The 24509-nt window shown below is 63.1% G+C and carries 21 protein-coding genes; 8 read left to right on the plus strand and 13 right to left on the minus strand.

Annotated features, from left to right (window positions below; translation table 11 throughout):
* Positions 1–111: 111 nt before the first annotated feature.
* The 13 genes from ACE04F_RS23395 to ACE04F_RS23455 are packed head-to-tail and all read right to left on the minus strand — an operon-like array spanning position 112 to position 12369.
* Entirely contained in the window at positions 112–1146 is a 1035-nt protein-coding gene (locus tag ACE04F_RS23395) for an EscU/YscU/HrcU family type III secretion system export apparatus switch protein (protein ID WP_486110107.1), read from the minus strand.
* Positions 1121–1924, minus strand: coding sequence for a type III secretion system export apparatus subunit SctT (gene sctT, locus ACE04F_RS23400; protein ID WP_486110108.1), 804 nt, complete (start codon positions 1922–1924; stop codon positions 1121–1123). Before sctT ends, ACE04F_RS23395 begins: the two co-directional genes overlap by 26 nt.
* Before the next feature lie 4 nt (positions 1925–1928).
* The gene (locus ACE04F_RS23405; RefSeq protein WP_014337351.1) at positions 1929–2183 is read right to left on the minus strand and encodes an EscS/YscS/HrcS family type III secretion system export apparatus protein; all 255 of its coding nucleotides are present in this window, start codon (positions 2181–2183) and stop codon (positions 1929–1931) included.
* A gap of 8 nt (positions 2184–2191) precedes the next feature.
* The gene (locus tag ACE04F_RS23410) at positions 2192–2851 is read right to left on the minus strand and encodes an EscR/YscR/HrcR family type III secretion system export apparatus protein (protein ID WP_486110109.1); all 660 of its coding nucleotides are present in this window, start codon (positions 2849–2851) and stop codon (positions 2192–2194) included.
* On the minus strand, positions 2844–3767 hold the full coding sequence (locus ACE04F_RS23415; RefSeq protein ID WP_486110110.1) for a FliM/FliN family flagellar motor switch protein: 924 nt from the start codon (positions 3765–3767) through the stop codon (positions 2844–2846). Before ACE04F_RS23415 ends, ACE04F_RS23410 begins: the two co-directional genes overlap by 8 nt.
* The gene (locus tag ACE04F_RS23420; RefSeq protein ID WP_486110111.1) at positions 3764–4654 is read right to left on the minus strand and encodes a SpaN/EivJ family type III secretion system needle length determinant; all 891 of its coding nucleotides are present in this window, start codon (positions 4652–4654) and stop codon (positions 3764–3766) included. Before ACE04F_RS23420 ends, ACE04F_RS23415 begins: the two co-directional genes overlap by 4 nt.
* Positions 4651–5106, minus strand: coding sequence for a type III secretion protein (locus ACE04F_RS23425; RefSeq protein WP_486110112.1), 456 nt, complete (start codon positions 5104–5106; stop codon positions 4651–4653). Before ACE04F_RS23425 ends, ACE04F_RS23420 begins: the two co-directional genes overlap by 4 nt.
* Positions 5090–6376: a type III secretion system ATPase SctN gene (gene sctN / locus ACE04F_RS23430; RefSeq protein WP_486110113.1), complete on the minus strand. Its 1287-nt coding sequence runs from the start codon at positions 6374–6376 to the stop codon at positions 5090–5092. Before sctN ends, ACE04F_RS23425 begins: the two co-directional genes overlap by 17 nt.
* Positions 6373–6780, minus strand: a complete 408-nt coding sequence (locus ACE04F_RS23435; RefSeq protein ID WP_486110114.1) for an InvB/SpaK family type III secretion system chaperone — start codon at positions 6778–6780, stop codon at positions 6373–6375. The genes sctN and ACE04F_RS23435 overlap by 4 nt, the downstream gene beginning before the upstream one ends.
* A 14-nt stretch (positions 6781–6794) precedes the next feature.
* Positions 6795–8846: an EscV/YscV/HrcV family type III secretion system export apparatus protein gene (locus ACE04F_RS23440; protein ID WP_486110115.1), complete on the minus strand. Its 2052-nt coding sequence runs from the start codon at positions 8844–8846 to the stop codon at positions 6795–6797.
* A 22-nt stretch (positions 8847–8868) separates the two neighbouring features.
* Positions 8869–9975: a type III secretion system gatekeeper subunit SctW gene (gene sctW / locus ACE04F_RS23445; protein ID WP_486110116.1), complete on the minus strand. Its 1107-nt coding sequence runs from the start codon at positions 9973–9975 to the stop codon at positions 8869–8871.
* The gene (sctC, locus tag ACE04F_RS23450) at positions 9972–11627 is read right to left on the minus strand and encodes a type III secretion system outer membrane ring subunit SctC (RefSeq protein ID WP_486110117.1); all 1656 of its coding nucleotides are present in this window, start codon (positions 11625–11627) and stop codon (positions 9972–9974) included. The genes sctW and sctC overlap by 4 nt, the downstream gene beginning before the upstream one ends.
* 4 nt (positions 11628–11631) lie before the next feature.
* A complete protein-coding gene (locus ACE04F_RS23455; protein ID WP_486110118.1) occupies positions 11632–12369 on the minus strand; it encodes a helix-turn-helix domain-containing protein in 738 nt (245 codons plus the stop codon).
* 233 nt (positions 12370–12602) lie between these two features.
* Here ACE04F_RS23455 and ACE04F_RS23460 point away from each other — a divergent pair, with 233 nt between their 5' ends.
* The 8 genes from ACE04F_RS23460 to cobA all read left to right on the plus strand — a co-directional run bounded on the left by ACE04F_RS23460 (position 12603) and on the right by cobA (position 24442).
* Positions 12603–13814 carry a CmpA/NrtA family ABC transporter substrate-binding protein gene (locus ACE04F_RS23460; RefSeq protein ID WP_486110119.1) on the plus strand — a complete coding sequence of 404 codons (1212 nt, stop codon included), beginning with the start codon at positions 12603–12605 and terminating at the stop codon, positions 13812–13814.
* Positions 13815–13828: 14 nt separating this feature from the next.
* Complete coding sequence (locus ACE04F_RS23465) at positions 13829–14404, plus strand: ANTAR domain-containing response regulator (RefSeq protein ID WP_486110120.1); 576 nt, start codon at positions 13829–13831, stop codon at positions 14402–14404.
* A gap of 467 nt (positions 14405–14871) precedes the next feature.
* Positions 14872–16083: a nitrate/nitrite transporter gene (locus ACE04F_RS23470; RefSeq protein WP_305499861.1), complete on the plus strand. Its 1212-nt coding sequence runs from the start codon at positions 14872–14874 to the stop codon at positions 16081–16083.
* Positions 16084–16092: 9 nt separating this feature from the next.
* Positions 16093–17763 carry a bifunctional protein-serine/threonine kinase/phosphatase gene (locus ACE04F_RS23475; RefSeq protein ID WP_486110121.1) on the plus strand — a complete coding sequence of 557 codons (1671 nt, stop codon included), beginning with the start codon at positions 16093–16095 and terminating at the stop codon, positions 17761–17763.
* 428 nt (positions 17764–18191) lie between these two features.
* Positions 18192–20645, plus strand: a complete 2454-nt coding sequence (gene nirB, locus ACE04F_RS23480) for a nitrite reductase large subunit NirB (RefSeq protein WP_486110122.1) — start codon at positions 18192–18194, stop codon at positions 20643–20645.
* Complete coding sequence (gene nirD, locus ACE04F_RS23485; RefSeq protein WP_434629546.1) at positions 20642–20959, plus strand: nitrite reductase small subunit NirD; 318 nt, start codon at positions 20642–20644, stop codon at positions 20957–20959. Before nirB ends, nirD begins: the two co-directional genes overlap by 4 nt.
* Entirely contained in the window at positions 20959–23676 is a 2718-nt protein-coding gene (locus ACE04F_RS23490) for a nitrate reductase (protein ID WP_486110123.1), read from the plus strand. Before nirD ends, ACE04F_RS23490 begins: the two co-directional genes overlap by 1 nt.
* 10 nt (positions 23677–23686) lie before the next feature.
* Positions 23687–24442, plus strand: coding sequence for a uroporphyrinogen-III C-methyltransferase (cobA, locus tag ACE04F_RS23495; RefSeq protein ID WP_486110124.1), 756 nt, complete (start codon positions 23687–23689; stop codon positions 24440–24442).
* Positions 24443–24509: the final 67 nt, after the last annotated feature.

Below are 24509 nucleotides of genomic sequence, written 5' to 3' on the forward strand. Positions count from 1 at the left end.
CCCCCTTCAACAAGCCACTCATTCCTTCTGAAGCACCGCGCCGCCAGACTTTGGGACCGCTTCGCGCCCCAGCGGGAGCAAGCTCCCTCGCCACAAGGGTTGTGCTTGGCCTCACGCCTGCTCGACCTGCTCAAGCCAGATCAGCAACCGCAGCACCTCCTCGATTTCCTGCACCTGGAGAAAGCTGTAGCGCTGGTGGGTCTTGAAGATCCGCCGAGCCAATGCAACGTCGTTAATCACCGGCACGCCCACTTCCTTGGCGTACGCCCGAACCGCCAGGGCGCGCTGGTTGGTTTCCATCAGGGAGATAAATGGCAACAAGGTGATTTCCGGACGGAAATACACGCCGATGGCAATGTGGATCGGGTTGGCGATGATCATCCGCGAGCTGCGCACATCGGATTTGACCTGTTCCGACAACAGCTCCATGTGCAAGTCGCGACGACGGCCCTTGATCTGCGGGTTGCCGTCCTGCTCCTTGTGTTCGCGCTTGACCGAATCCTTGTCCATCATCTGGTCTTTCATGAACAACCAATATTCGCTGAGGGCATCGAGCACGACGATCAGCAGGACGCAGGCGAGAAAGGCCAGCACCAGCACCAGCAGTAAATGTCCCCAGATCGCGAACAGGTCCGGCGCCTGGGCGAACAGTTGGGCGAACAACAGTTGGCGCTGGGTGATCCAGACGATCCACAGCGCCATGGCGAAACTGCCCAGGTAAAGCAGCGCCTTGAAGGTGTCCTTGACGGTGCGCAGACTGAACAGTTTCTTGAAGCCATTGATCGGGTTCAACGCCCCCAGGTTCAGCTTCAAGGCTTCACTGGCCAAGGCAAACCCGCTTTGCAGCAAGGCCGGCAAGGCACTGGTCAGCACGCACACCAGCAACAACGGCAACAACGCCTTGAGGCCGACCAGCACCAGCATCGCCGAATAGGCTTGCAGCTCGATGTCAAAATCGCTGGCGATGATGCGTCGGTAGACTTCCATGACGTCGAGCAACGAGCTGTTGAACACCATGTAGGCGATGCCACACAGGGTCAGGCAGGTGACGACCAGGTCCTTGGCCTTGAACGTCTGCCCTTTGCGCGCGGCATCCCTGAGGCGTTTGGCGGTGGGTTTTTCAGTCTTCGAGGCGCTGGATGACATGCCCGCCCTCCCCGCCGTCCAGGTACTGCGACAGCCCGTCGGACATCCCGCCCATGCGCAGAACCTCGTCCGGCAGATGCACGCCGAAATACAACATCAACACCACCAACGCCACCAGGCTCTTGACCGTCAGCGACACGGCGAACGCATTCATTTGCGGCGCATAGCGCGAGAGCAAGCCGAGCAACGCCTCGCTGACCAGCAAGGTCGCCACCACCGGTGCACTGATGACCAGCGTCTTGCTCACCAGCGCGTCGAGCAATGAATAGAGCGCGGGCAGGTGCAACTCACAACCGCTTGCCGGCGCGCAAAGGCGATAACTGTGGCCGACGGTTTCGAGCATCAACAGCATCCCGCCGCCTTCGAGATACACTGCTGCCGCAAACAGCTGGAGAAAATTCGCCAGCTCCGAAGTATCGACCCCGTTGGCCGGGTCCACCGTGCTGCTGAGCATGGCCCCGCGCTGGTTGTCGATGAGGTTGCCCATGGCGTGCAACACCCAGAACGGCCAACACAGCAATACACCCAGAAGCACGCCGATACCCGCCTCGCTCAGCAACAGGCCGAAGAACGCCAGGCTGTCGAGGGCGGGCGTGGGCACGCCGACGTAACGCCAGAAGCCCAGCGCCACCAGTACTATCACCGCCTGACGCCCGGCACCGGTCAGCACGCCGCTGTTGAGAAACGGCAACATGAAAAAAATCGGCGCCAGGCGCGCCACGCCCAACACCGCCGCAGCGAACCAGGCGTACAACTCGAAGAACAACGTCAACGACATCGGCCTAACTCAACGCCAGTCGAATGACTTCACGGCTGAAATCCAGCAAGGTTTCGCCGTACCAGCCCGAAAGCAGGAACAGGCACGCCGCCACCGCCAAAAGCTTGAAACCGAACGGCAGCGTCTGTTCCTGCAGCTGGGTCACGGTCTGGATCAACCCGACCACCAGGCCCACCACCGTGGCGACGATGATTGGCCAGGCCACCATCAGCAGGATCAGGTAAAGGGTTTTGTTGCCGGCATAGACCAGATCGTTCATCGGTGCACCTAGACCAGCAAGGTCAGGTATTGCTTGACCAGCCCGGTCGACAGCAGCGCCCAGCCGTCCAGGGCAACAAACAACACCAGTTTGATCGGCACGGAAATGATCACCGGGCTCATCATCATCATGCCCAGCGCCAGCAGGATACTGGAGATCACCAGGTCGACGATCACGAAGGGCAGGTACAGATAGAAACCGATCTTGAAGGCGCTTTTGATTTCACTCAGCGCATAGGCCGGCAGCAGCGAAAACAGCGAGGGCTCAACCTCTTCATCGGCGGGCAGGCCTGGGTCGTTCTCATCCTGGAGTGCCTGGGCTCGTTCGAAAAACTGCGCCAACTCCGGGTCGGTGTATTTGCGCAGGTAATCCTTGTAGCTGCCCAGGCCGTTCTCGGCGAAATCCACCACCGATGCGATGTCGGTAAAGGCCACCGCTTCGGTCTTGTAGTAGTCATGGCCCTGCTTCATGACGGGCGTCATGACGAAGATCGCCAGCATCAGGGCAATCGCATTGAGTGCCATGTTCGACGGCACCTGCTGCAGGCCCAACGCGTTGCGCACAATGACGAAGACGATGGAGAACTTGAGGTAGCAAGTGCCCGCCGCCACCAGGAACGGCAGCAGCGAAGCGAACGCCAGTAGCGCGATCAGCGAAACGTCATTCATCGAGACTGGTCCAATAGACCTTGAGCAATTCGACACCCAACTGGCCGTCCAACTGCACCAGTTCTCCCCGGGCCACCGGCTTGCCGTTGGCGCGCACCTCGATATGCCGCGCCGCGTCCTCGGCCAACGGGATCAGTTGTCCGTCGATGATGCGCGACAGCGTGGCCAGGTCGGTTTGATGGCTGGCGAGCAGGAACTCCAGGCGCACCGGGAGTGCCCCCAGGTCGATAGCCGCGTCGGCGTCTGGCGGGTTATCCGGGTTGGCATCGGCCACGGTCGATTGCATCGCTAAGCCCTCTTGGGTAAAGGTGAAACTGCCAAGGTAATGGTCGGCCAGACAGCACCGCTGAGTACGCTGGACGACGCGCAGGACATCGCCCTCACCCAAGCGTCTGCGGCTGGCAAGGTTCAGGTGGCTGACGCCGAGGATCAGCTCCAGGCGCAACGGCAATGCGTCCAGCCATGCGCCAACGCCCACGCGCTCGCTGGCAGCGGGTGTCGGCGCAAGTTGCAGGAACCACACGCGCCCCCGAGAGGTTTCGAGCCAGGGCAGCTCGCGGCTGGGCAATCGCCCCGGGGCGACGCACGTGATGTCGCCCAGCGCCTGGTATTGCAGCTCGTCTATTTCCAGCGACAAAGGACGCGGTACTGCGCGAAACAATTCGAGGATGTTCATCAACGGTGTTTCCACTTTCAGCAACGACTGCAACGATGGCAGCGCTCGATTCGACCAATCATGGGCCGCGATCAGCCCTTGCCAGTCGCCGCCGTCGCCCTGGGCGCAAAAACGCAAATAACCGCACTCCCCTGGCACCTGGCCCAAACCCGCCTCATGACCGGCGCGCCGCCAGCGTTGAATCGCCTGCGCCTGGGCGTGCGCCAACGGCTCGATCCGTCGTAGCTGCAAGGCGCTCATACCGGACGCTCAGCCTGTTCGTCCGGGTCTTCGTCCGGCGTCTGCTGCGAACCCTGGCGCGGCTGCTCGTCGCCACTGTCGGCCAACCGCCAGGCCGGCTCACGAGCCAGCTCGAAAGGCGCCTTGAGTTGCTCAAGCACTTGGGCGTTGCTGGGGTTGAGCATGAAGTTGCGAGCGGGCTCATCGGGCAGCCGAGTAATCGTTACCTGCCCATTGGCCGCCCCTTTGTTGAACGGTACTTGCAGCACACCCCGGTTCGTGTCCGGCAGCGCCTCGACCATGACCTCAAGCATCGGCGGCGCGGGCGGGAGCACCGGTGAAGGGATGGCCGCAAGCGCAACGGCTGGCGTTGGGCGCACGTCTTGGAAGCCCTGCGGAATGTGAGGCGACGGCTGTTCATCGAGACGGGATGCCGGGCGGGCACGAGGCGCAGTGATAGGCTCGACCGTTAACGGCGCGATCGGCACCGGCGTCGTGGCCTTGTCGACGACAGAAGCCAAAGGCGGCAGGCGTTGCGACAATGGGTGTTGCGCCAATTTTTCGAGCTGCGGATGAAGCGGTGGATAAGCCACGGTTTCCCGGGCGATCAAGGGTTTTCCATCGGGCTCGACCGCCAGCGTACCCTGGACAACCGACCGTGCCTCATCGCCCTGCACCGCCAGCACTTGCTGACCGACACTCAGCGCCTGTCGGGCCAGCGCCCGGGCGGCTTCGATCATGGGTCGCTGAGGCGGCAGGATCAGCGACGCCATCAGGTCCAATACGCCTTGCGGCAAGTCATCCTCTTGCACCGGGACAAGTGGATCCAGCCATTGATCCAACGAACCTTCGTCGACGGGCTCCAGTGCCTGGACCGCTCGGGTGGGAACCGCAAGGACCTGATTCATCGTCGTACCCCAATCATCTCTTCCAGCTCCCGCTCTTCCCGGCGCACCGCCTCTAACCGCTGCACACGCAACAGTTGCTGGACGGAGCGCTCATACGTGTCGTGTTTACGTTGCAGCCCACGCAACTGCTCACGCTGCACCTGCAATTGCTGCTGGACCTGCCGACATTGCTGGTCCACGCGGTCACGCTCGACACGCAACAGATCGATGCGCCGACGAATGACCGCCTGGGTTCGCAACAGCGCCAACAACTGGCCGTGATCCAGCACGCAGTCATTCGCCCGATGACTGATCAACAACCGTTGCAGCGCCGCCTCTTGTTCCTCGAAGCCGGACTGCTCCTGCAACAATGGCTGCAATTGCCGCTGGACACGCAACACCGCCTGTTCGCCGCGTTGCCGACGGAACTGACTGAAGGCCAGCAGACGTCGTCGATCAAGCAATGATTTCATGCAGGCTCCGCAGGGTTTCATCCGGTTCGCTACGTTGCTCCGTCGACTGGCGCAGCCATTGGCCGAGGGCCTCGCGACGTTGCAGCGCGTGGTCATTGGTGGCGTCCACGCCGGGGCTGTATTCGCCCATGTCGAGAAACACCTGAAGTTGTTCAATCCGCGCCAGGGTGTCCCGGGTCGCGGCCGCCAGTTGCCGAACTTCTGGCGAGGTGACTTGCGTCGCCACCCGGCTGACGCTGCGCAAGACATCAATGGCCGGGTAGTGCCCCTTGGCGGCCAAGGCCCGGCTGAGGTAGATGTGGCCATCGAGGATGGAGCGAATCTCCTCGGCAATCGGGTCCGGCTCGTCGTCACTTTCCAGCAGCACCGTGTACCAGGCGGTGATGCTGCCCGACGCGGTCACACCCGGACGTTCCAGCAGACGCGGCAAGGCGTCGAACACCGAGGCCGGATAACCGCGCCGCGCTGGTGCTTCACCGGCGGCCAGGGCCAGGTCACGACGGGCACGGGCGTAGCGCGTCAACGAATCCAGCAACAGCACCACGCGCCGGCCCTGGTCGCGAAAGTACTCGGCGATGGTGGTGGCTTGCAGTGCCGAGTTGCAGCGATCCACCGAGGAAAAATCCGACGTGGCGTACACCACCACACAACGGGAATGCTTGGGCGACTGGCGCAGATGCTCTATGAATTCAGTCACTTCACGCCCGCGTTCGCCAATCAGGCCAATGACAAAAACCTCCGCGTCGGTGTGTTCGATCAGCATGTTGATCAAGGTGGTCTTACCGGAACCGGCCGCGGCAAAAATGCCGATGCGCTGGCCGACGCCGCAGGTCAGCAAGCCGTCGATGACGCGAATGCCGGTGCGCAGGGGCTCCGCCACCGGACGCCGCTGCTGGTACGACGGTGGGTCGGCATCCACCGCACAGTCGCGCTGGGCCACCGCTGTCGACGGCGCCAGGCGCTCGACAATCACGCCCTGGGGATCAACCACACTGCCGAGCAAGGCGTCACTGCAGGTCAGTTGCAGGGTCGCGCCGGTGGGCACGATCATCGACTCCCGGGACAAGCCTTTCGCCTCGCCCAGCAAACTGAGCAGCACCGCGCCGGGCTTGAAGCCGATGACCTGCGCCCGGGCAACCACCTGGGGCGAGCGCCAATGCCGGCGCACCTCACAGATTTCGCCGACCACCACCTCCCGCAGCGCCGCTTCGATCAATGGACCGCTCAAACGCAAGGGATGGGCCGCGAGCCGTTCCAGGCGCAGGCTCATCGACGCAGGATGTCCAACAGCGTTTCAGTGGCCTGCACGAAGGAATCCAGCGCTTGGGCCAAGTGTTTGGCATCGTTCAAGGCATAGGCACTGGCCATCAACCGCAACTCCAGCCGCCCCTCGACCTCGCACAAGTGCAATTGCCCGGTACGGGAAAACGGGTTGCCTTCGAGCAGGAACTGCATCAGGTCAAAAGCACAATGATTCAATAACTGGGGCGTCGCTTCGGCGACCGCCGCCCAGACCCATACATCACCTTCCACCTCAGCCACGCTGATGTCCGGCAGATTTTGCATCTGCATTTCTATCGTGCTGTGGCTGTCGAAATGCCCAATCTGGCTGTCCACGCAACCGCTGTGTCGTAGCGCTTCGCGTAATAGGCCGGCGATATCCATCGGTAACATCTGCAGAAATTTCCTTAAAGCGTCTTGATGACATTGACCGAGACCGTCTCGGAGACTTCGCCGAACGACATCACGTCCAGCTCACGGAAACGGCCCTCGACCAGTTTCTTGATGTAGCGCCGTACATCGACCGAACACAGCAGCACCATGTCCTTGTGGGCGATGTGCACGCTGTCCAGGCCGACACTGAGGCGGTCCATCAGTTCTTCCGATTCCGCCGGTTCCAGGTTGAGGAAGCTGCCGCCCGAGGTTTGCCGGATGCCCCGACGCACCACGTCTTCGAACTCCGCCGACAACAGCAGCACGCGCAGGTCGTTGCCCTGGGCAAACTTGTTGCTGATGTAGCGAGCCATGGCGCCGCGCACATGCTCGACCAGCGCCAGCACATCCTTTTCCCGGGAGGCCCAATGGGCGAGGGTTTCGAGGATCAGCTTCATGTTGCGCACGGAGATGCGCTCGCCGATCAAGCGTTGCAGCACCTCGGCAATCTTCTGCACCGTGACGTGGCGATAGACTTCCTTGAGCAGGTCGGGGTAGCGCGCTTCCATTTCATCGAGCAACTGCTTGGTTTCCTGCACGCCGAAAAACTCCTGGATGTTGCGCGCCAGCAACGTGACCAGGCAGCGATAACATTCTTCGTCGGCAGGCCGCAGGTGGTAACCCAACTGCTGCACCCGCTCGCGGTCGGCGGCGGTGACCCAGACGCCACCGAGGCGATTGCTGTCGTTACCGCGCACCAGGGCAAAACCCAACGGCTCCAGCTCCGGCGAATAATCCAGCAGGCGCCAGTGATCGAAGTGAATATCGAACTGCTCGGCGCGCACTTCATTGATCAGCACTGCCACTTGATGGGTCGGCAGCGCCTCGCTGGCCCGTAGCCGAGGCTCGGGAATGCGCAGCCCGTAATCGACGAAGAACTGGCTGCGAAAGCGCGCCGCCCACCGTTCCTTCTCCAACGCTTGCAGGCGGGCCGTGGGTACCAGCAGCATCAGGGCGATGGTTTCGGTGGCAACGTTGTCGACGTCATCGAGCAATCCCGACTCACCCTGCGCCGCGCCCGGCTCGGCAGGTTCGCTACGGCTGTCGCCCGGGCCGGCCTGGCGCGAGGCGCGGCGATGGCGCACAAACACCACCAACCCCAGCACACTGGCAATCGAGAGAAACGTCAGCAATGGAAAACCGGGCAACAGGCCCACGCCCACCGCCAGCAACGCGGTGACGCCCAGGACGAACGGGTTGCCAAGCATCTGGGTGAGCATGTTGCGCCCCAGGTTGCTGTCGTCGCCGTTGACGCGGGTGACGATGAAGCCGGCGCCGATGGCGATCAGCAGCGCGGGGATCTGCGCGACCAGGCCATCGCCGATGGTCAACAGCGTGTAGGTGGACAAGGCCGTGGACAGGTCCATGCCCAATTGCCCCATGCCGATGGCCATGCCGCCGATGAAGTTGACGAAAATAATGATGATGCCGGCGATGGCATCGCCCTTGATGAATTTCATCGCCCCGTCGAACGAACCGTACAGCTGGCTTTCGCGCTCCAGCACGCTGCGTTTTTCCCGGGCCTGGGCCGCGTCGATGGCGCCGGCCTTGAGGTCGCCGTCGATGCTCATCTGCTTGCCGGGCATGCCGTCCAGGGAGAAGCGCGCCGCCACTTCAGCGACTCGTTCCGAACCTTTGGTAATCACGATGAACTGGACAATGGTGACAATGGAAAAAATCACGAAACCCACCACCAGGCTTTCGCCGATCACGAAGTCGCCGAACGACGCGATGATCTCGCCGGCATCGGCCTGGCTGAGAATCAGCCGGCTGGTGCTGATCGACAACGCCAGGCGGAACAGAGTCGTCAACAGCAGCAGCGCCGGAAACGTCGAATAGCTGAGGATGCGTTCGATGTAGAACGAGCCCATGAACACCAACAGCGATATGACGATGTTCAGGCCGATGAGAAAATCCACCAGCACCGTCGGCAGGGGGATGATCAGCATGGCGATGATCATCACCATCAAGGTGAGGATCAGCAGCTCCGGACGAGCGCCGACACTGCGCAGGAACACATTGAACATTAGGCCTGGCTCCGCGACACGATCATGGCTGACCACCGGACTGGCGCTGTTCGATGCATTCGTGGGCATAGGCGACGTCGGCCAGGCGGGTGAACTGGATCGCCAGGCGTTGTGGCGCCTCTTCATCGGCAAACAGTGGCGGCGGCAGTTGCAGGCTGAGCCGCCGCAGGATTTGCAGCAGCGTCGAACGTTCGCGATGGGCACTGAGCAACACCTGCTCGCCCAAGGCCCCGAGCAACAGCTGGTCGAGGTCATCGGGGTAGCTCAGCACGCCGAACAGGAACACCAGCCAGTCGGCTTCATGGGGGTTGTGCCGACAGATGAGCGCATCGCCAAGCACGGCGCCGATGAACAGCCCATCGGCCGAACGCAAGCGCTTGAGGTCGGTCACGCGCATCAGCAATTGGCCGAATTCGACACGCGAACAACTGGGGTCCTGGGCGCTGATGTCGGTGAGCAGCGCGGCTTCGATAAAGGCCAGCACATTCATGCGTTGTGCCGGGCCGTAGAGGGCGATCCAGTCCTGATAGCAGCCGAGCGGGCCTTCGTCGGACTCGAGAAAATCCCGATAGGTCTCGCGTAGCAGGCCGGCCCTGACCGCCATGCTCTTGCCGAACATCCTGGCCTTGAGCGCGGCGTTGATCCCCGCGTTCAGGCGCTTGGGCGAGCCTTGGGCGACCACCGTCTGCAGGAGTGTTTCGAGGCGCTGGCGGGTGCGGCTTTCCAGGTTTCGGCGGCGCAACAACGCCCGCAACACCAGCGCCAGGTCGCTGTCATCGGGGAACAGGCTGCGCGCCATTTGCAGCAACCAGGCCACGGGTTTGTCCGCCAGCCGCGCCAGGCTCAGCACCTGCCGGGCCTTGGGCACGGTGTCGTCCTCCAGCACGCGTTCGAAGGTGTCGGTCAGGGTCTCGGACTTGAGTTCGAACAAACGCCGGCCACGGAACTGCGTCAGCGCCGCCGACAGCTCGTCGCTGATCTGCACGATGCGCTGGGCCACGGCCGCCGTTGCGCTGTCGTCCGCGCCAGTCTCGACGTCGACCGATGGCTGGCGTTGCTCGGCGGCTTTCTCGCTATTCAAGCGCGCCTGGGCGGCCCGCCCGCCGGGGGATATCGGGGTCAGGATCATTTCTCCGACATCCGGAAGTACATTCGGCGCACCCGTTCGTGCAGCTCCGGGCTCAGCACTTGTCCGGCGTGCTCCACCGTGGCCGGCTCAAGGGCATCGACGATCTCCTTGGGCTGGATAAGGAACACCCGAACAGTGTTCGCCGAGCGGCTCTGGCGATAGCTGAACAACCTGCCGATCCAGGGAATCGAACCCAGCACCGGTATGCGTCCGATCTGCTCGCCGTGGTCATCGCGGGTGAATCCGCCGACCAACAGGCTCTTGCCCTGGGGCACCCGCGCCACGGTGCTGATCCGTGTACGGCCGACCGTCGGCAAAGCCCCCTGTTGCTGGCCCTGGTTGGGATTCTCCACCTCGTTGCCGTCCTCGATATTGAGCGACATCTCGATCTCGTCCGCCTGGGCGAAACGCGGCAGGACACTGACCAGCGTGCCGTAGGTCACGTGCTGCAGATCGACGCTGCGCTCGCCTACCAGCGGCGCGTAGAACGTGCGGTTGTTGTCGAAAATCGCCGGCACGTTCTCTTGGGTCAGGATGACCGGGCGCGAGACCACGTTGGCCCGCTGGGTACGCTCCAGCGCCATGACCTGGGTCACGAACGAAGCACCGTCGAGGGTGGTGGCCGAGCCGGCGTTGAGCGAGGCGCTGAACTGCCCGCCTGATTTCACCGCGCCCTGCCAGTTGATGCCCAACTGATTGAGTTCGTCCTTGTGCAGGTCGATGATCCACAGCGACAACTCGACGTGGCGTTTCGGCGTGTCCAGGGCATTGACCAGATTCTCGATGAAACGCACCTGCTCCGGCAGCCCCTTGACCAGCAGGCTGTTGGTGTCCGGATAGGCCACCACTCGAATGTTGCCGGCGGCCACCTCGCGCGCAATGATTCGCGGTGCAGTCGGGTCCTGGTCCGAAGAGCTGTTCGCCAGGCCTTCGAGGGGAAACATCGGCATCGAGCCTCGTGGCTGCTGGGCGGAAGGTTGGGCCACCGACGATTCGACCTGCCGCTTCTCGCCGCGCAACAGGTCCTCGATCACAGTGGCCAGCCCGGGAATGGTCACCTTGTCATCGCGCAGCTCGTATTTGCGGTCGCTGACGAAGGTGTTGCGCACATGGATGACGCCAATTTGCTGCTTGCCCAGCAACAGCTCCGAACGCTGGTTGTCCATCAGCCCGGCCGCTTGCACCACCAGGTCGACATACATCGGCGGGCCCGACACATGGAACGTCCGCAGTCCGTCGTGACGCAGCGGATAACGCGCATCGTGCAAGCCTGAACGGCCGAGGAACCCTTGGAGCTTGGCAACGGTCAGGGTTTGCAACGACATCATCGAACTCTTGATTTCCGCGGCGTCATACAAATAGATCGCCTGGCCATCGCTGTACCAGATCAACCCCATCTGTGCGCTGACTCGCTCGAACGTGCGTTGCGGCGTGCGCAGGTCGAACGAACCACCAATGCGCTTGGCCGCCGCGGCCTTGCTGACGATCACCGGTTTGCCCAAGGACCCGGACAGCTCGCTGAAAAACGTGCGCGCGCTCTGTTCGCGGGCCTCGAAAGTATAGACATTGGCCGCCACGGCAACGGGTGCGAACAGCCACGCGCCACTCAAACAGAGACAAAACAGAACCGGCGATAACAAACGAGGGGGCATCGGCTCACTTGCCTGGCAGGTAGGTGATATCCGCCAGGCTACTGGGCGCAAAACCCACCAGCTCGCGGATTTCCTTGGAGAAGTGGGACGACGAGGCGAAACCGAACTCCAGCGCGACGTCGGTCAGCGAGCCGTCCCGAAGACTCATGTTCAACAGCGCCTGGGCCGTGCGCCAGCCGCGCAACGCCGGTTTGGCTGCGCTGCCCAAGGCCTGGTGGCAGAGCCGACGAAAATGCGAGACCGACACGCCGTAACGCTGCGCCAGGGTGGTCAGTTTTTCACTGCGGGTGCCTTGTTCCAATAGAAAACGAACGAGCCCGTAGCTCTCGTGATAACGCAACAAGCGGGCGAACGCGTGATAAGCAGGCGTGCCGTCCATCGCTTGCCCGATGTACCAGCGTTCGAGCCGTTGGGGCGAACGGACGATTTCGCCCGTCACCGGCAGCAGGGCCCACGGCAAGGCGTCCAGCCTCTGCCCGGCATCCACCAAGGCATCGCTCATATCCAGGAACGCTTGCAGCTTGACCAGCGTCGCTTCGCAAACCGGCGTGACGTGCAGCTCGCCGGCACTCAAGCGCTGCGAATCGTTCTGTACCACCAGCCCCTCCCAACCAACGGGTAGACAGTGGTTGCGGCCCGACCGCGCAGTGCTCAGTTGAACCGGGGCCCGGGTCACGCGCAGGTGCAGCACGCGATCGCCCAGATCAGGTTCTGCCGTGGTGCAATTTGTTGTGTCCTGCATACCGTCCCCTTTGCTACGTGGCGTTGGAAGGACCGACAGGATGAAAGACGCGACGCCTGGAATCTTGATGGAAAGCTGATGAGGGCTCGGCTGGCATATGCCTTGCACCATTACTGTTCATCGGCGCCCATGCCGACGGCCAAATGAGTGCCAGATTGATTAAAGGCGTCTGCGGCCCTGCTCTGGCAATTGGCTCGGACACGGCGCTTTTTTATGTGCAAAGGTGAAGCGCAATGAATGAAGTTCCAGCCAATCCCCTGGCCTGGGTCAACGGCAGCGATGCCCCGGAAAAGAGCGCGGTCAACCTCGGTTTCATGGCCTTGAGCGACTGTGCCCCGGTGGTGGTGGCCGCCACCCAGGGCTTCGCCCAACCCTACGGCTTGACCCTGAATCTCAAGCGCCAGGCGTCCTGGGCCAACCTGCGGGACAAGCTGGTCAGCGGTGAAATCGACGCCGCCCACAGCCTGTACGGCCTGGTCTATGCGGTGCACCTGGGTATTGGCGGGGTCGCATCGACCGACATGGCGGTGCTGATGGGGCTGAACCAGAACGGCCAGAGCATCAACCTGTCCCATGGCTTGCAGGCCCAAGGCGTGACCAGTCCTGAAGCACTGGAACGGCACGTGCACCAAACTCGCCCGAAACTGACCTTCGCCCAGACTTTCCCCACCGGCACCCACGCCATGTGGCTCTATTACTGGCTCGCCGCCCAGGGCATCCACCCCTTGTCGGATGTCGACAGCGTGGTGGTACCGCCGCCGCAAATGATCGCGCACCTGCAAGCCGGGCGCATCGACGGGTTCTGCGTCGGCGAGCCCTGGTGCGCCAGCGCGGTGAAACAGAACCTTGGCTTTACCCTGGCGACCACCCAGACCATCTGGCCCGACCACCCCGAAAAAGTCCTGGGCTGCACCCGTGCGTTCGTCGAGCAATACCCCAATACCGCCCGGGCGTTGGTGATGGCCATTCTCGAAGCCAGCCGCTTCATCGAACAAAGCAGCGAAAACCGTCGCAGCACCGCGCAACTATTGAGTGCACCGGAATACCTTGACGCCCCGCTGGACTGCATCGAGCCGCGCCTGCTGGGCATCTATGCCGACGGCTTGGGCAACAGCTGGCAGGATCCCCACGCGATGCGCTTCCATGGCGACGGCGAGGTGAACCTGCCGTACCTGTCCGACGGCATGTGGTTCATGACTCAGTTCCGGCGCTGGGGCTTGCTGCGCGAAGATCCGGATTACCTGGCCGTGGCCCGGGACGTCCAGCAACTCACGCTGTACCGTGAAGCCTGTGGGGCGCTGGACATTGCGTCCCCAAGCCAGGACATGCGCAGCAGCCAACTGATCGACGGCACCACCTGGGACGGCTCGGACCCGGCCGGGTACGCCCGCAGCTTCAAACTGCACGCCTTGAGCGATGCGGCTGCCCTTCTCGCCAGTCGCTGACAGGAGCCACGACCATGCTGCGTATCCTGCTGATCAACGACACCGCGAAAAAAGTCGGGCGCCTCAAGGCGGCCCTGATTGAAGCCGGCTTCGAAGTGATCGACGAATCCGGCCTGACCATCGACCTGCCGGCGCGCGTCGAAACGGTGCGTCCGGACGTGATCCTGATCGATACCGAGTCACCCGGGCGTGACGTCATGGAGCAAGTGGTGCTGGTCAGTCGTGACCAACCGCGACCGATCGTCATGTTTACCGACGAGCACGACCCGGATGTGATGCGGCAGGCGATCAAGTCTGGCGTCAGTGCCTATATCGTCGAAGGCATCCATTCCGCACGCCTGCAACCGATCCTCGACGTGGCCATGGCCCGCTTCGAAAGCGACCAGGCCCTGCGCGCGCAGCTCCTGGCCCGGGACCAGCAACTGGCCGAACGCAAGCGCATCGAACTGGCCAAGGGCATGCTGATGAAGATGAAGGACTGCAACGAAGAACAGGCCTACACCCTGATGCGCCGCCAGGCCATGAGCCGCCAGCAGAAGCTGATCCAGGTGGCGGAGCAGATCATTGCCATGAACGAGTTGCTCGGCTGAAGGCCTTGTAGTGCCTGGCCAGACTCCTTCGCGAGCAGGCTCGCTCCCACAGGTCCGGAGAACACCTCTGATCCATTGTGGGAGCGAGCTTGCTCGCGATAGCGATTTTGTATCCAGCATCACTGTCGACTGCCCCACCGTCATCGCGAGCAAGCTCGCTCCCACATGAACTCCAGGGTGCACGCAACATCGCGAACCCACCAATCACCTGTGGGAGCGAGCCTGCTCGCGAAGGCCTCCCCCGAACCTCGCAGGTTGGCACAGATCTCGCTTAAGCAACCCCACAGGTAACCAACGGCGGTTGCCCCACCTACGACAAAGACGTCGCACACCCTCCTCGCCTCTCTGGCGATCCGGGTTGCGGCGTTTTTTTGTTTTGGCCCCGCGGGGCCGGTGGTGCGACCACAGGCGGCGCACTGCTCAAAGCACTGACTCATTTCTCGAGACTTTTACAGCTGAGGTGCGCGATGAATTCAAGCTTCTGGAAATCCGGCCACACCCCGACACTGTTCGCGGCCTTCCTCTATTTCGACCTGAGCTTCATGGTCTGGTACCTGCTCGGCCCACTCGCGGTGCAGATCTCCGCCGACCTGCACCTGACCACTCAACAGCGCGGCCTGATGGTCGCAACACCGATCCTCGCCGGCGCCGTGCTGCGCCTGTTCATGGGCCTGCTGGCCGACCGCATTTCACCGAAGACCGCCGGCATGGTCGGCCAGGTGATCGTGATCGGCGCGCTGTTCTGCGCCTGGAAGCTGGGCATCCACAGCTACGAACAAGCCTTGCTGCTGGGCCTGTTTCTGGGCGTGGCTGGCGCTTCGTTCGCCGTGGCCCTGCCGCTGGCGTCCCAGTGGTATCCACCACAGCACCAAGGCAAGGCCATGGGCATCGCCGGTGCCGGTAACTCGGGCACCGTGCTTGCCGCGTTGATCGCCCCGGTGATGGCGGTGGCCTTCGGCTGGACCAACGTGTTCGGCTTCGCGGTGATCCCGCTGGTGATCACCCTGGTCCTGTTCGCCTGGCTGGCCAAGAACGCCCCGGAGCGGCCCAAGGCCAAGTCCATGGCTGACTACCTCAAGGCCCTCGGTGATCGCGACAGCTGGTGGTTCATGTTCTTCTACAGCGTGACCTTCGGCGGCTTCATCGGCCTGGCCAGCGCGCTGCCCGGCTACTTCAACGACCAATATGGCCTGAGCCCGGTGACCGCAGGTTACTACACCGCAGCCTGCGTCTTCGGTGGCAGCCTGATGCGCCCACTGGGTGGTGCGCTGGCAGATCGCTTCGGCGGCATCCGCACCTTGCTGGGCATGTACACCGTGGCGGCTGTCTGCATCGCCGCGGTCGGCTTCAACCTGCCGAGTTCCTACGCGGCGCTGGCCCTGTTCGTCTGCACCATGCTCGGCCTGGGTGCGGGCAACGGCGCGGTGTTCCAACTGGTGCCACAACGTTTCCGTCGCGAGATCGGCGTGATGACCGGGCTGATCGGCATGGCCGGCGGCATCGGCGGCTTCGCCCTGGCGGCGGGCATGGGCGCGATCAAGCAGAGCACCGGCAGCTACCAGCTGGCGCTGTGGTTGTTCGCCAGCCTCGGTGTCCTGGCCTGGTTCGGCCTGCACGGGGTCAAGCGCCGCTGGAGGACCACCTGGGGTTCGGCGGCCGTTACCGCGGCTCGGGTATAACCTGCAACCATGAGCCTGCAATTGAGTTTTGCCGAAGCCAGCGCCACGGGTCCCCGAGAGGAAAACCAGGACGCCCTGCGCCTGGTCACCCCCGCCCCGGCCCTGGCCGCCAGCAAGGGCTACCTGTTCGCCATCGCCGACGGCGTGAGCCAATGCGCCGATGGCGGGTTGGCCGCGCGTTCGACCTTGCAGGCACTCGCCCTGGATTACTATTCCACGCCGCAGACCTGGGGCGTGGCCCAGGCGCTGGACCGGCTGCTGCTGGCACAGAATCGCTGGCTGCAAGCCAACGGCGGCGGCCAACCGCTGCTGACCACGGTCAGCGCCCTGGTCCTGCGGGGCCGGCGCTTCACCCTGGCGCACGTCGGCGATTGCCGGGTCTACCGGTGGCACGCCGACCATTTGCAACGGGTCAGCGAAGATCACGTCTGGGAACAACAGGGCATGCAACATGTGCTCAAGCGTGCCTTGGGGCTGGATCAGCATTTGATCCTCGACTTCCTCGACGGTGAGCTGCGTGAAGATGAAACCTTCGTGCTGCTCAGCGACGGCGTCTGGGCGGTACTGGGGGACACAGCCATTGCCGGCATCCTGCGCGACCAGCCAGACCTGGATCGCGCGGCGCAGACACTGGTCAACGCCGCGCACCTGGCCGGTAGCCAGGACAACGCCAGCGCGCTGTTGGTGCGGGTCGATGCGGTGGGCGAAGCGAGCATCGGCGACGCGCTGATCCAACTGCAACAGTGGCCGCTGCCCCCGGCACTGAAGGCGGGCCAGGTGTTCGAAGGCTGGCGGATCGAAAGCCTGCTCGGCCAGAGCCAGCAATCGTTGCTTTACCGGGTACACGATGGTCAGGGCCAACCCTGGCTATTGAAAACCTTGCCCGTGCAGCTACGGGACGACACCCGCGCCGGCCAGGCGCTGTTGTCGGAGGAATGGTTTCTCAAGCGGGTCGCGGGTCGGCAGTTTCCGGAGGTGCATGGCGTTCCCCAGCGCCAACACCTGTACTACGTGATGCGTGAATATCCGGGCGTGACCCTGGCCGAGCTGGTCAACCAAAGTGGTCCGTTGCCCCTGGCTCAATGGCTGGAGTTGGCGCAGCGACTGGTGCGCGCGGTGGGCCTGTTGCATCGAAGGCAGATCTACCACCGCGACATCAAGCCGGAAAACCTGCACCAGGGCGACGATGGGGAGTTGCGCTTGCTGGATTTTGGCCTGGCGTACTGCCCCGGTTTGTCCGAAGACCAGGCCAACGTCTTGCCTGGCACCCCCAGCTACATTGCGCCGGAAGCCTTCGGCGGCGCCGCGCCGACGGCGCAACAGGATTTGTATGCGGTCGGCGTGACCGTGTATTTCCTGCTGACCGGGCACTATCCCTACGGCGAAATCGAAGCCTTTCAGCGCCCGCGCTTTGGTGTACCCGTGAGCGCCAATCGTTATCGACCGGACCTGCCCGAATGGCTCGGGCAGAGCCTGGAACGCGCCGTGGCGGCAGACCCTGCGCAGCGCTTTGAAACGGCTGAAGAATGGCTGTTGCAGCTGGAACAGGGCGAGCGGCGAAGCTTGAGCGTAAGGCCCCGGCCATTGCTTGAGCGGGAGCCGCTGAAGGTCTGGCGGACGTTGGCGCTGGTGTCGTTGGTGGTCAACATCGTGCTGCTGTTTTTGGTATTTCATAACTGAAACCCAGTTGCCCCCTTCGCGAGCAGGCTCGCTCCCACAGGTTGATCGCGGTCTCCTGTGGGAGCGAGCCTGCTCGCGAAAGCGGTGTAACAGCCGCTACATGTGCCAAGGCTGACGCTCCATTACCGGGCAACACGCTTTGATTCGGTGCAATAAATCCCCCCGCAACCCGGCCAATCCCCTTCTCCTCCAATAAATGCAAGCCCTCGCGCCACTTGGCACAACCACTGCATAACCTCTTCCACCATACATAAAGCAACGCCTCCAACGATGAAGGCGGTGCTTCCCGAGAGAACGGGACCAGGACAAAGGCGTCCTCGCTAGTTTGCTAGCGAGACGCCTTTTTTTGTTTTCGAAAAAATTGCCGAGCCAGCCCGACCGCCGTGATGAAACGTGACGAGACCGGTCTGGGCTTGCGGAGACCCCTGATGAAAAAACTCAAACTGGTAATGATCGGCAACGGCATGGCCGGGGTTCGCACCCTCGAGGAACTGCTCAAACTGAGCAACGAGCTCTACGACATCACGGTCTTCGGCGCCGAGCCCCACACCAACTACAACCGCATCCTGCTCTCGCCCGTGCTGGCCGGGGAACAGACATTCGAAGAAATCGTGCTCAACGACCTGAGCTGGTACCTGGACAACAACATCAAGCTACTGCTCAACCGCAAAGTGGTGGAGATTGACCGGGTCAAGCGCCGGGTCATCGCCGAAGACGGTAGCGAAGCCGAGTACGACCGCCTGCTCATCGCCACCGGCTCGACGCCGTTCATCCTGCCGATCCCGGGCAACACTCTGGATGGCGTGATCGGCTACCGCGACATCGCCGACACGCAGGCCATGATCAATACGGCCAAGACCCACAAACACGCGGTGGTCATCGGTGGCGGCCTGCTCGGCCTGGAAGCCGCCAATGGCTTGAAACTGCGCGGCATGGACGTGACCGTGGTGCACATCGGCGAATGGCTGCTGGAACGCCAACTGGACAAGACCAGCGGCCAACTGCTGCAGACCGCCCTGGAAAATCGTGGCCTGAAATTCCGCCTCAGCGAGCAGACCCAGGCCTTGCACGACGCCGGCAACGGCCGGGTCGGCTCGGTCCAGTTCAAGAACGGCGACATCATTCCCGCCGACCTGGTGGTGATGGCTGCCGGTATCCGGCCCAGTACCGAACTGGCGGAAAAATCCGGCATTCCGTGCAACCGCGGCATTCTGGTCAACGACACGATGCAAACCTACGACCCACGCGTATACGCCATCGGCGAGTGCGCCAACCATCGCGGCACCGCCTACGGCCTGGTGGCGCCGTTGTTCGAACAGGCCAAAGTCTGCGCCAACCACCTCGCGCAGCTGGGCTTCGCCACCTACAAAGGCTCGGTGACGTCGACCAAGTTGAAAGTCACCGGTATCGACCTGTTTTCCGCCGGCGACTTCATGGGCGGCGAAGGCACCGAGACCATCACCCTTTCCGATCCGATTGGCGGCGTCTACAAGAAGCTCGTCATCAAGGATGACGTGCTGGTCGGCGCGTGCCTGTACGGCGATACCGCAGACGGTGGTTGGTATTTCCGCCAGATCCGTGAGAACCACGCCATCAGTGAGATCCGCGATCACCTCATGTTCGGTGAAAACGCCTTGGGCGACGTTGGCCATCAAGGCCAGGACAAAGCCATGAGCATGGCCGACACCGCCGAAGTCTGCGGCTGCAATGGCGTGTGCAAGGGCACCATCGTCAAGGCGATCCAGGAACACGGCCTGTTCAGCGTCGATGACGTGAAAAAACACACCAAGGCCGCCAGTTCCTGCGGCTCTTGCGCCGGCCTGGTGGAGCAGATCCTGATCAACACCGTCGGCGGCGCGGCGGACGTCAAGCCAAAAAGCGAAAAAGCCATCTGCGGTTGCAGCGACCTCAACCATGGGCAGATCCGCCAGGCGATCCGCGACCAGCACCTGCTGACCATCGCCGGAACCATGGGTTACTTGAACTGGCGCTCGCCGAACGGCTGCGCCACCTGCCGCCCGGCGTTGAACTACTACCTGATTTCCACCTGGCCCGGCGAAGCCCAGGATGATCCGCAGTCGCGCCTGATCAACGAACGCGCCCACGCTAATATCCAGAAAGACGGCACCTACTCGGTGGTCCCGCGGATGTGGGGCGGCGTGACCAACCCATCCGAGTTGCGGCGCATTGCCGACGTGGCAGACAAATACAACGTGCCCATGGTCAAGGTCACCGGCGGCCAGCGTATCGACCTGCTGGGCATCAGGAAGCAGGACCTGCCCGGCGTCTGGAAAGACCTCGACATGCCGTCCGGCCACGCCTATGGCAAATCCATTCGCACCGTGAAGACCTGCGTGGGCAGCGAGTTCTGCCGATTCGGCACGCAGAACTCCACCCAACTGGGCATCGAGCTGGAACACGACCTGTTCAACATGTGGTCGCCGCACAAGGTGAAGCTGGCGGTCTCCGGGTGCCCACGCAACTGCTCGGAAGCGGGCATCAAGGACGTCGGCATCATCGGCGTCGATTCCGGCTGGGAGATGTACATCGGTGGCAACGGCGGGATCAAGACCGAGGTCGCCGAGTTCTTCGTCAAGCTCAAGACCGCCGAAGAAGTGCGCGAATACAACGGCGCCTTCCTGCAGCTGTACCGCGAAGAAGCCTTCTACCTCGAACGCACCGTGCACTACATGCAGCGTGTCGGCATGGACCACATCAAGAAAGCCGTGCTGGAAGACCCGGAGCGGCGCAAGGCCCTGCACGAGCGCCTGAAGTTTTCCCTGTCGCTGGAGCAGGACCCCTGGAAGCAACGGCTGGAACAACCGCAGCTGAAAAAAGAGTTCGAGGTCATCCCCGTGAAGGACCTGGAGGTACTGGCATGAACTGGCTGGATATCTGCGCGCTGGAAGACATCAATGCCCTGGGCTCACGCATCATCAACGGGCCGAAAGGCGATATCGCGATTTTTCGCACCAGCGACAATGAAGTATTCGCACTCGACGACCGATGCCCACACAAGGGCGGCCCGCTGTCCCAAGGCCTGATCTACGGCAAGCGCGTGGCCTGCCCGCTGCACAACTGGCAGATCGACCTGGAAACCGGCCAGGCCCAGGCGCCCGATGTGGGCTGCGCCCATCATCATTCGGCCCGCGTCGAGAACGGCCGGGTGATGCTGGCCCTGCGGGACGCAAGCTGATGAGCCGCCAGACGACTGCCTCGACCTGCTGTTATTGCGGGGTCGGTTGCGGCGTGCTGATCGAACATGACGGCGAGCGCATTCTCGGCGTCAGTGGCGATCCCACCCATCCGGCCAACTTCGGCAAACTGTGCAGCAAGGGCTCGACCCTGCACTTGACCGGCGATCTCGCCGCGCGCGCCCTCTATCCCGAACTGCGGCTGGGCAAGGGCCTGGCTCGTGGCCGTACCGATTGGGACAGCGCCCTGGACCATGCCGCCAGCGTCTTCGCCGACACGATTGCCGAGCACGGACCGGACAGCGTGGCTTTCTACATCTCCGGCCAACTGCTGACCGAGGATTACTACGCCTTCAACAAACTCGCCCGGGCGCTGGTCGGCACCAACAACATCGACAGCAATTCGCGGCTGTGCATGTCCTCTGCCGTGGTGGGCTACAAGCGCAGCCTGGGCGCCGACGCGCCACCGTGCAGCTATGAGGACTTGGAACTGAGCGATTGCGTGATGATCGTCGGCAGTAACATGGCCTACGCCCATCCCATCCTGTTCCGACGCCTCGAAGAAGCCAAATCCCGCCGGCCGCAGATGAAAGTCATCGTCATCGACCCCCGGCGCACCGACACCTGCGACCTGGCGGACCTGCACCTGGCGATCCTGCCTGGCACCGATGTCGCCTTGTTCCATGGGATTTTGCACTTGCTGCTGTGGGAAGACTGGGTCGACCGCAGCTTCATCAAGGCCCACACCGAAGGCCTCGCGGACCTGAAGAACCTGGTGCGCGACTACACGCCCGCCATGGTCGCCCAGCTGTGCGGGATCAGCGTCGAGCAACTGCACCAATGCGCCGAGTGGGTGGGTACCTCGCCAAGTTTCCTCTCGTTGTGGTGCATGGGCTTGAACCAGTCCACCGCGGGCAGCGCTAAAAACAGCGCGTTGATCAACCTGCACCTGGCCACCGGACAGATCGGCCGACCGGGCGCAGGACCGTTCTCGCTGACCGGCCAGCCCAACGCCATGGGCGGCCGGGAAACCGGCAGCCTGTCCAACCTGCTGCCGGGCCATCGCGAAGCCGGCAATCCGGAACATCGCGCCGAGGTCGCCAGCTACTGGGGCGTCGAGCAATTGCCGAGCACCACAGGCTTGAGCGCTATCGAATTGTTCGAGCAGGTTCGCAGCGGCAAGATCAAGGCCCTGTGGATCGCCTGCACCAACCCGGCCCAGTCGATGCCGGACCAGGCCGCCGTGCGCGAAGCCCTGCAAGCCTGCCCGTTCGTGGTATTGCAAGAGGCCTTCCGGACCACCGAAACCGCAGCCTTTGCCGACCTGCTGTTGCCGGCGGCCAGTTGGGGCGAAAAAGAAGGCTCGGTCACCAACTCCGAACGACGCATTTCCCACGTTCGCCGGGCAATAAACGCACCGGGTGAAGCACGGCCGGACTGGGCGATCACGGTAGATTTCGCACAACGGCTGGAGAAACGCCTGCGCCCCGGCCAGCCCAGCCTGTTCGCCTTTGAAGCCCCGGCCCACTTGTTCGATGAATACAAGCAACTGACCCGTGGCCGCGACCTGGACTTGTCCGGCATCAGCCATGCCGTGATCGACCGCCTCGGCCCTCAACAATGGCCCTTCCCAGAGGGCGCCACAGTCGGAACGGCGCGCTTGTACGGGGACGGGATTTTCCCGACTGACAGCGGCCGCGCCCGATTCGTGGCCGACCCTTATCGCGCCGCCAAGGAATTGCGCGACGCGCGCTACCCGCTGACGCTGAACACCGGTCGGCTGCGCGATCAGTGGCACGGGATGAGCCGTACCGGTACCGCCGCGCAGTTGTTCGGCCATGTGAACGAAGCGGTGCTCAGCCTGCATCCCGACGAACTGCTTCGCCATCGCCTGCAAGCCGGCGACCTGGTCAGCCTCAAGAGCCGTCGCGGCAGCGTGATCGTGGCCGTGGACAGCGACGACAGCGTGCGCCCCGGCCAAGCCTTCCTGCCCATGCACTGGGGCGACCGGTTTCTCAAGGGCGGCGTCAATACCCTGACTCAACCGGCGTTCGACCCGTTGTCGAAACAGCCGGAACTCAAGCACAGCGGCGTACGCCTGGAGCCGGTGAACCTGCCCTGGCACCTGTTCGCCCTGGTTGAAGGCAATGTTCAACAGCATCTGAAGACGTTGCGTCCGCTGTGTGAGGCGTTTGCCTACGTCAGCCTGAGCCTGACCGGCCGCGACCGTCCCGCGTTGCTGATACGCGCTGCCAGCGCCGTGGCGCCCGAACCGCAGCTTTTGCAGGCGATCGACGAACAGCTGGGGCTGATCGAAGGCCCGGTCCTGGCCTATGACGACCCGCGTCGCTCAATTGGCAAGCGGGTACGGATCGAAAACAGCCGCATCACCGCCATTCGCCTCGCCGGCGAAACCCTGGCCCGGCATTGGTTGCAAAACCTCTGGTTGGAAGGACGCGCCGACGACCAGTTGCGGCGCTGGCTGCTGGCCCCCTTGAGCGCACCGCCGGGTAACACCGGCGCCGCCACGGCTGGCGGGAAAACGCTGTGCAACTGCATGAATATCAGCCAGCGTGCGGTTTGCGCGGGCATCGAGCGCGGCCTGGATTTGCAGGGCCTGAAAAAAGAACTCGGCTGCGGCACGCAGTGCGGTTCCTGCGTACCGGAAATCAAGCGCCTGCTGGTTGCCACCGCGCAACCGGTCGCCGCGATCTCGTGAGGAGAACACTATGAACGCAAAAGTCTGGCTGGTAGGTGCGGGTCCTGGCGACCCTGAATTGCTGACCCTCAAAGCCGTGCGCACGTTGGGCGAGGCCGACGTGGTGTTGATCGACGACCTGGTCAACGACGCGGTGCTGGAGCACTGCCCCAGTGCGCGCATCATTGCCGTCGGCAAGCGCGGCGGCTGCCGCTCCACTCCCCAGGCGTTTATCCACCGGCTGATGTTGCGTTATGCCCGCCAAGGCAAATGCGTGGTGCGCCTCAAAGGCGGCGACCCGTGCATCTTCGGCCGGGGCGGTGAAGAAGCCCAGTGGCTGCGCGAGCACGGCGTCGAGGTGGAGCTGGTCAACGGCATCACCGCCGGTCTTGCGGGCGCGACCCAGTGCGATATCCCACTGACCCTGCGCGGGATTGCCCGGGGCGTGACCCTGGTAACGGCTCACACCCAGGACGGCAGCAGCCTGAACTGGCAAGCCCTGGCGCAAAGTGGCACGACCCTGGTGGTGTACATGGGCGTGGCGAAACTGAGCGAGATTCGCGAGCAACTGCTGGCGGGCGGACTGGCAGCGGACACGCCGGTAGCGATGATCGAAAACGCTTCCCTGCCCCATCAACGTGACTGCCGCAGCGACCTGGCCTCGATGGAGACCGATGCCGTCGCGTTTCAACTCAAGAGCCCGGCGATCCTGGTGATTGGCGCGGTGGCCGGTACAGCCGAGCTGGCTGCCTCCCCGCCGGTCTTCGCCCAGGCAGCAGCCCAGTAACAGACAACCCCTTACCCATGTGGGGGGGAGCCTGCTCGCGATGGCAATCTTTCAGTGACCCCAATGG

Source organism: Pseudomonas sp. AGC41, assembly GCF_057334555.1.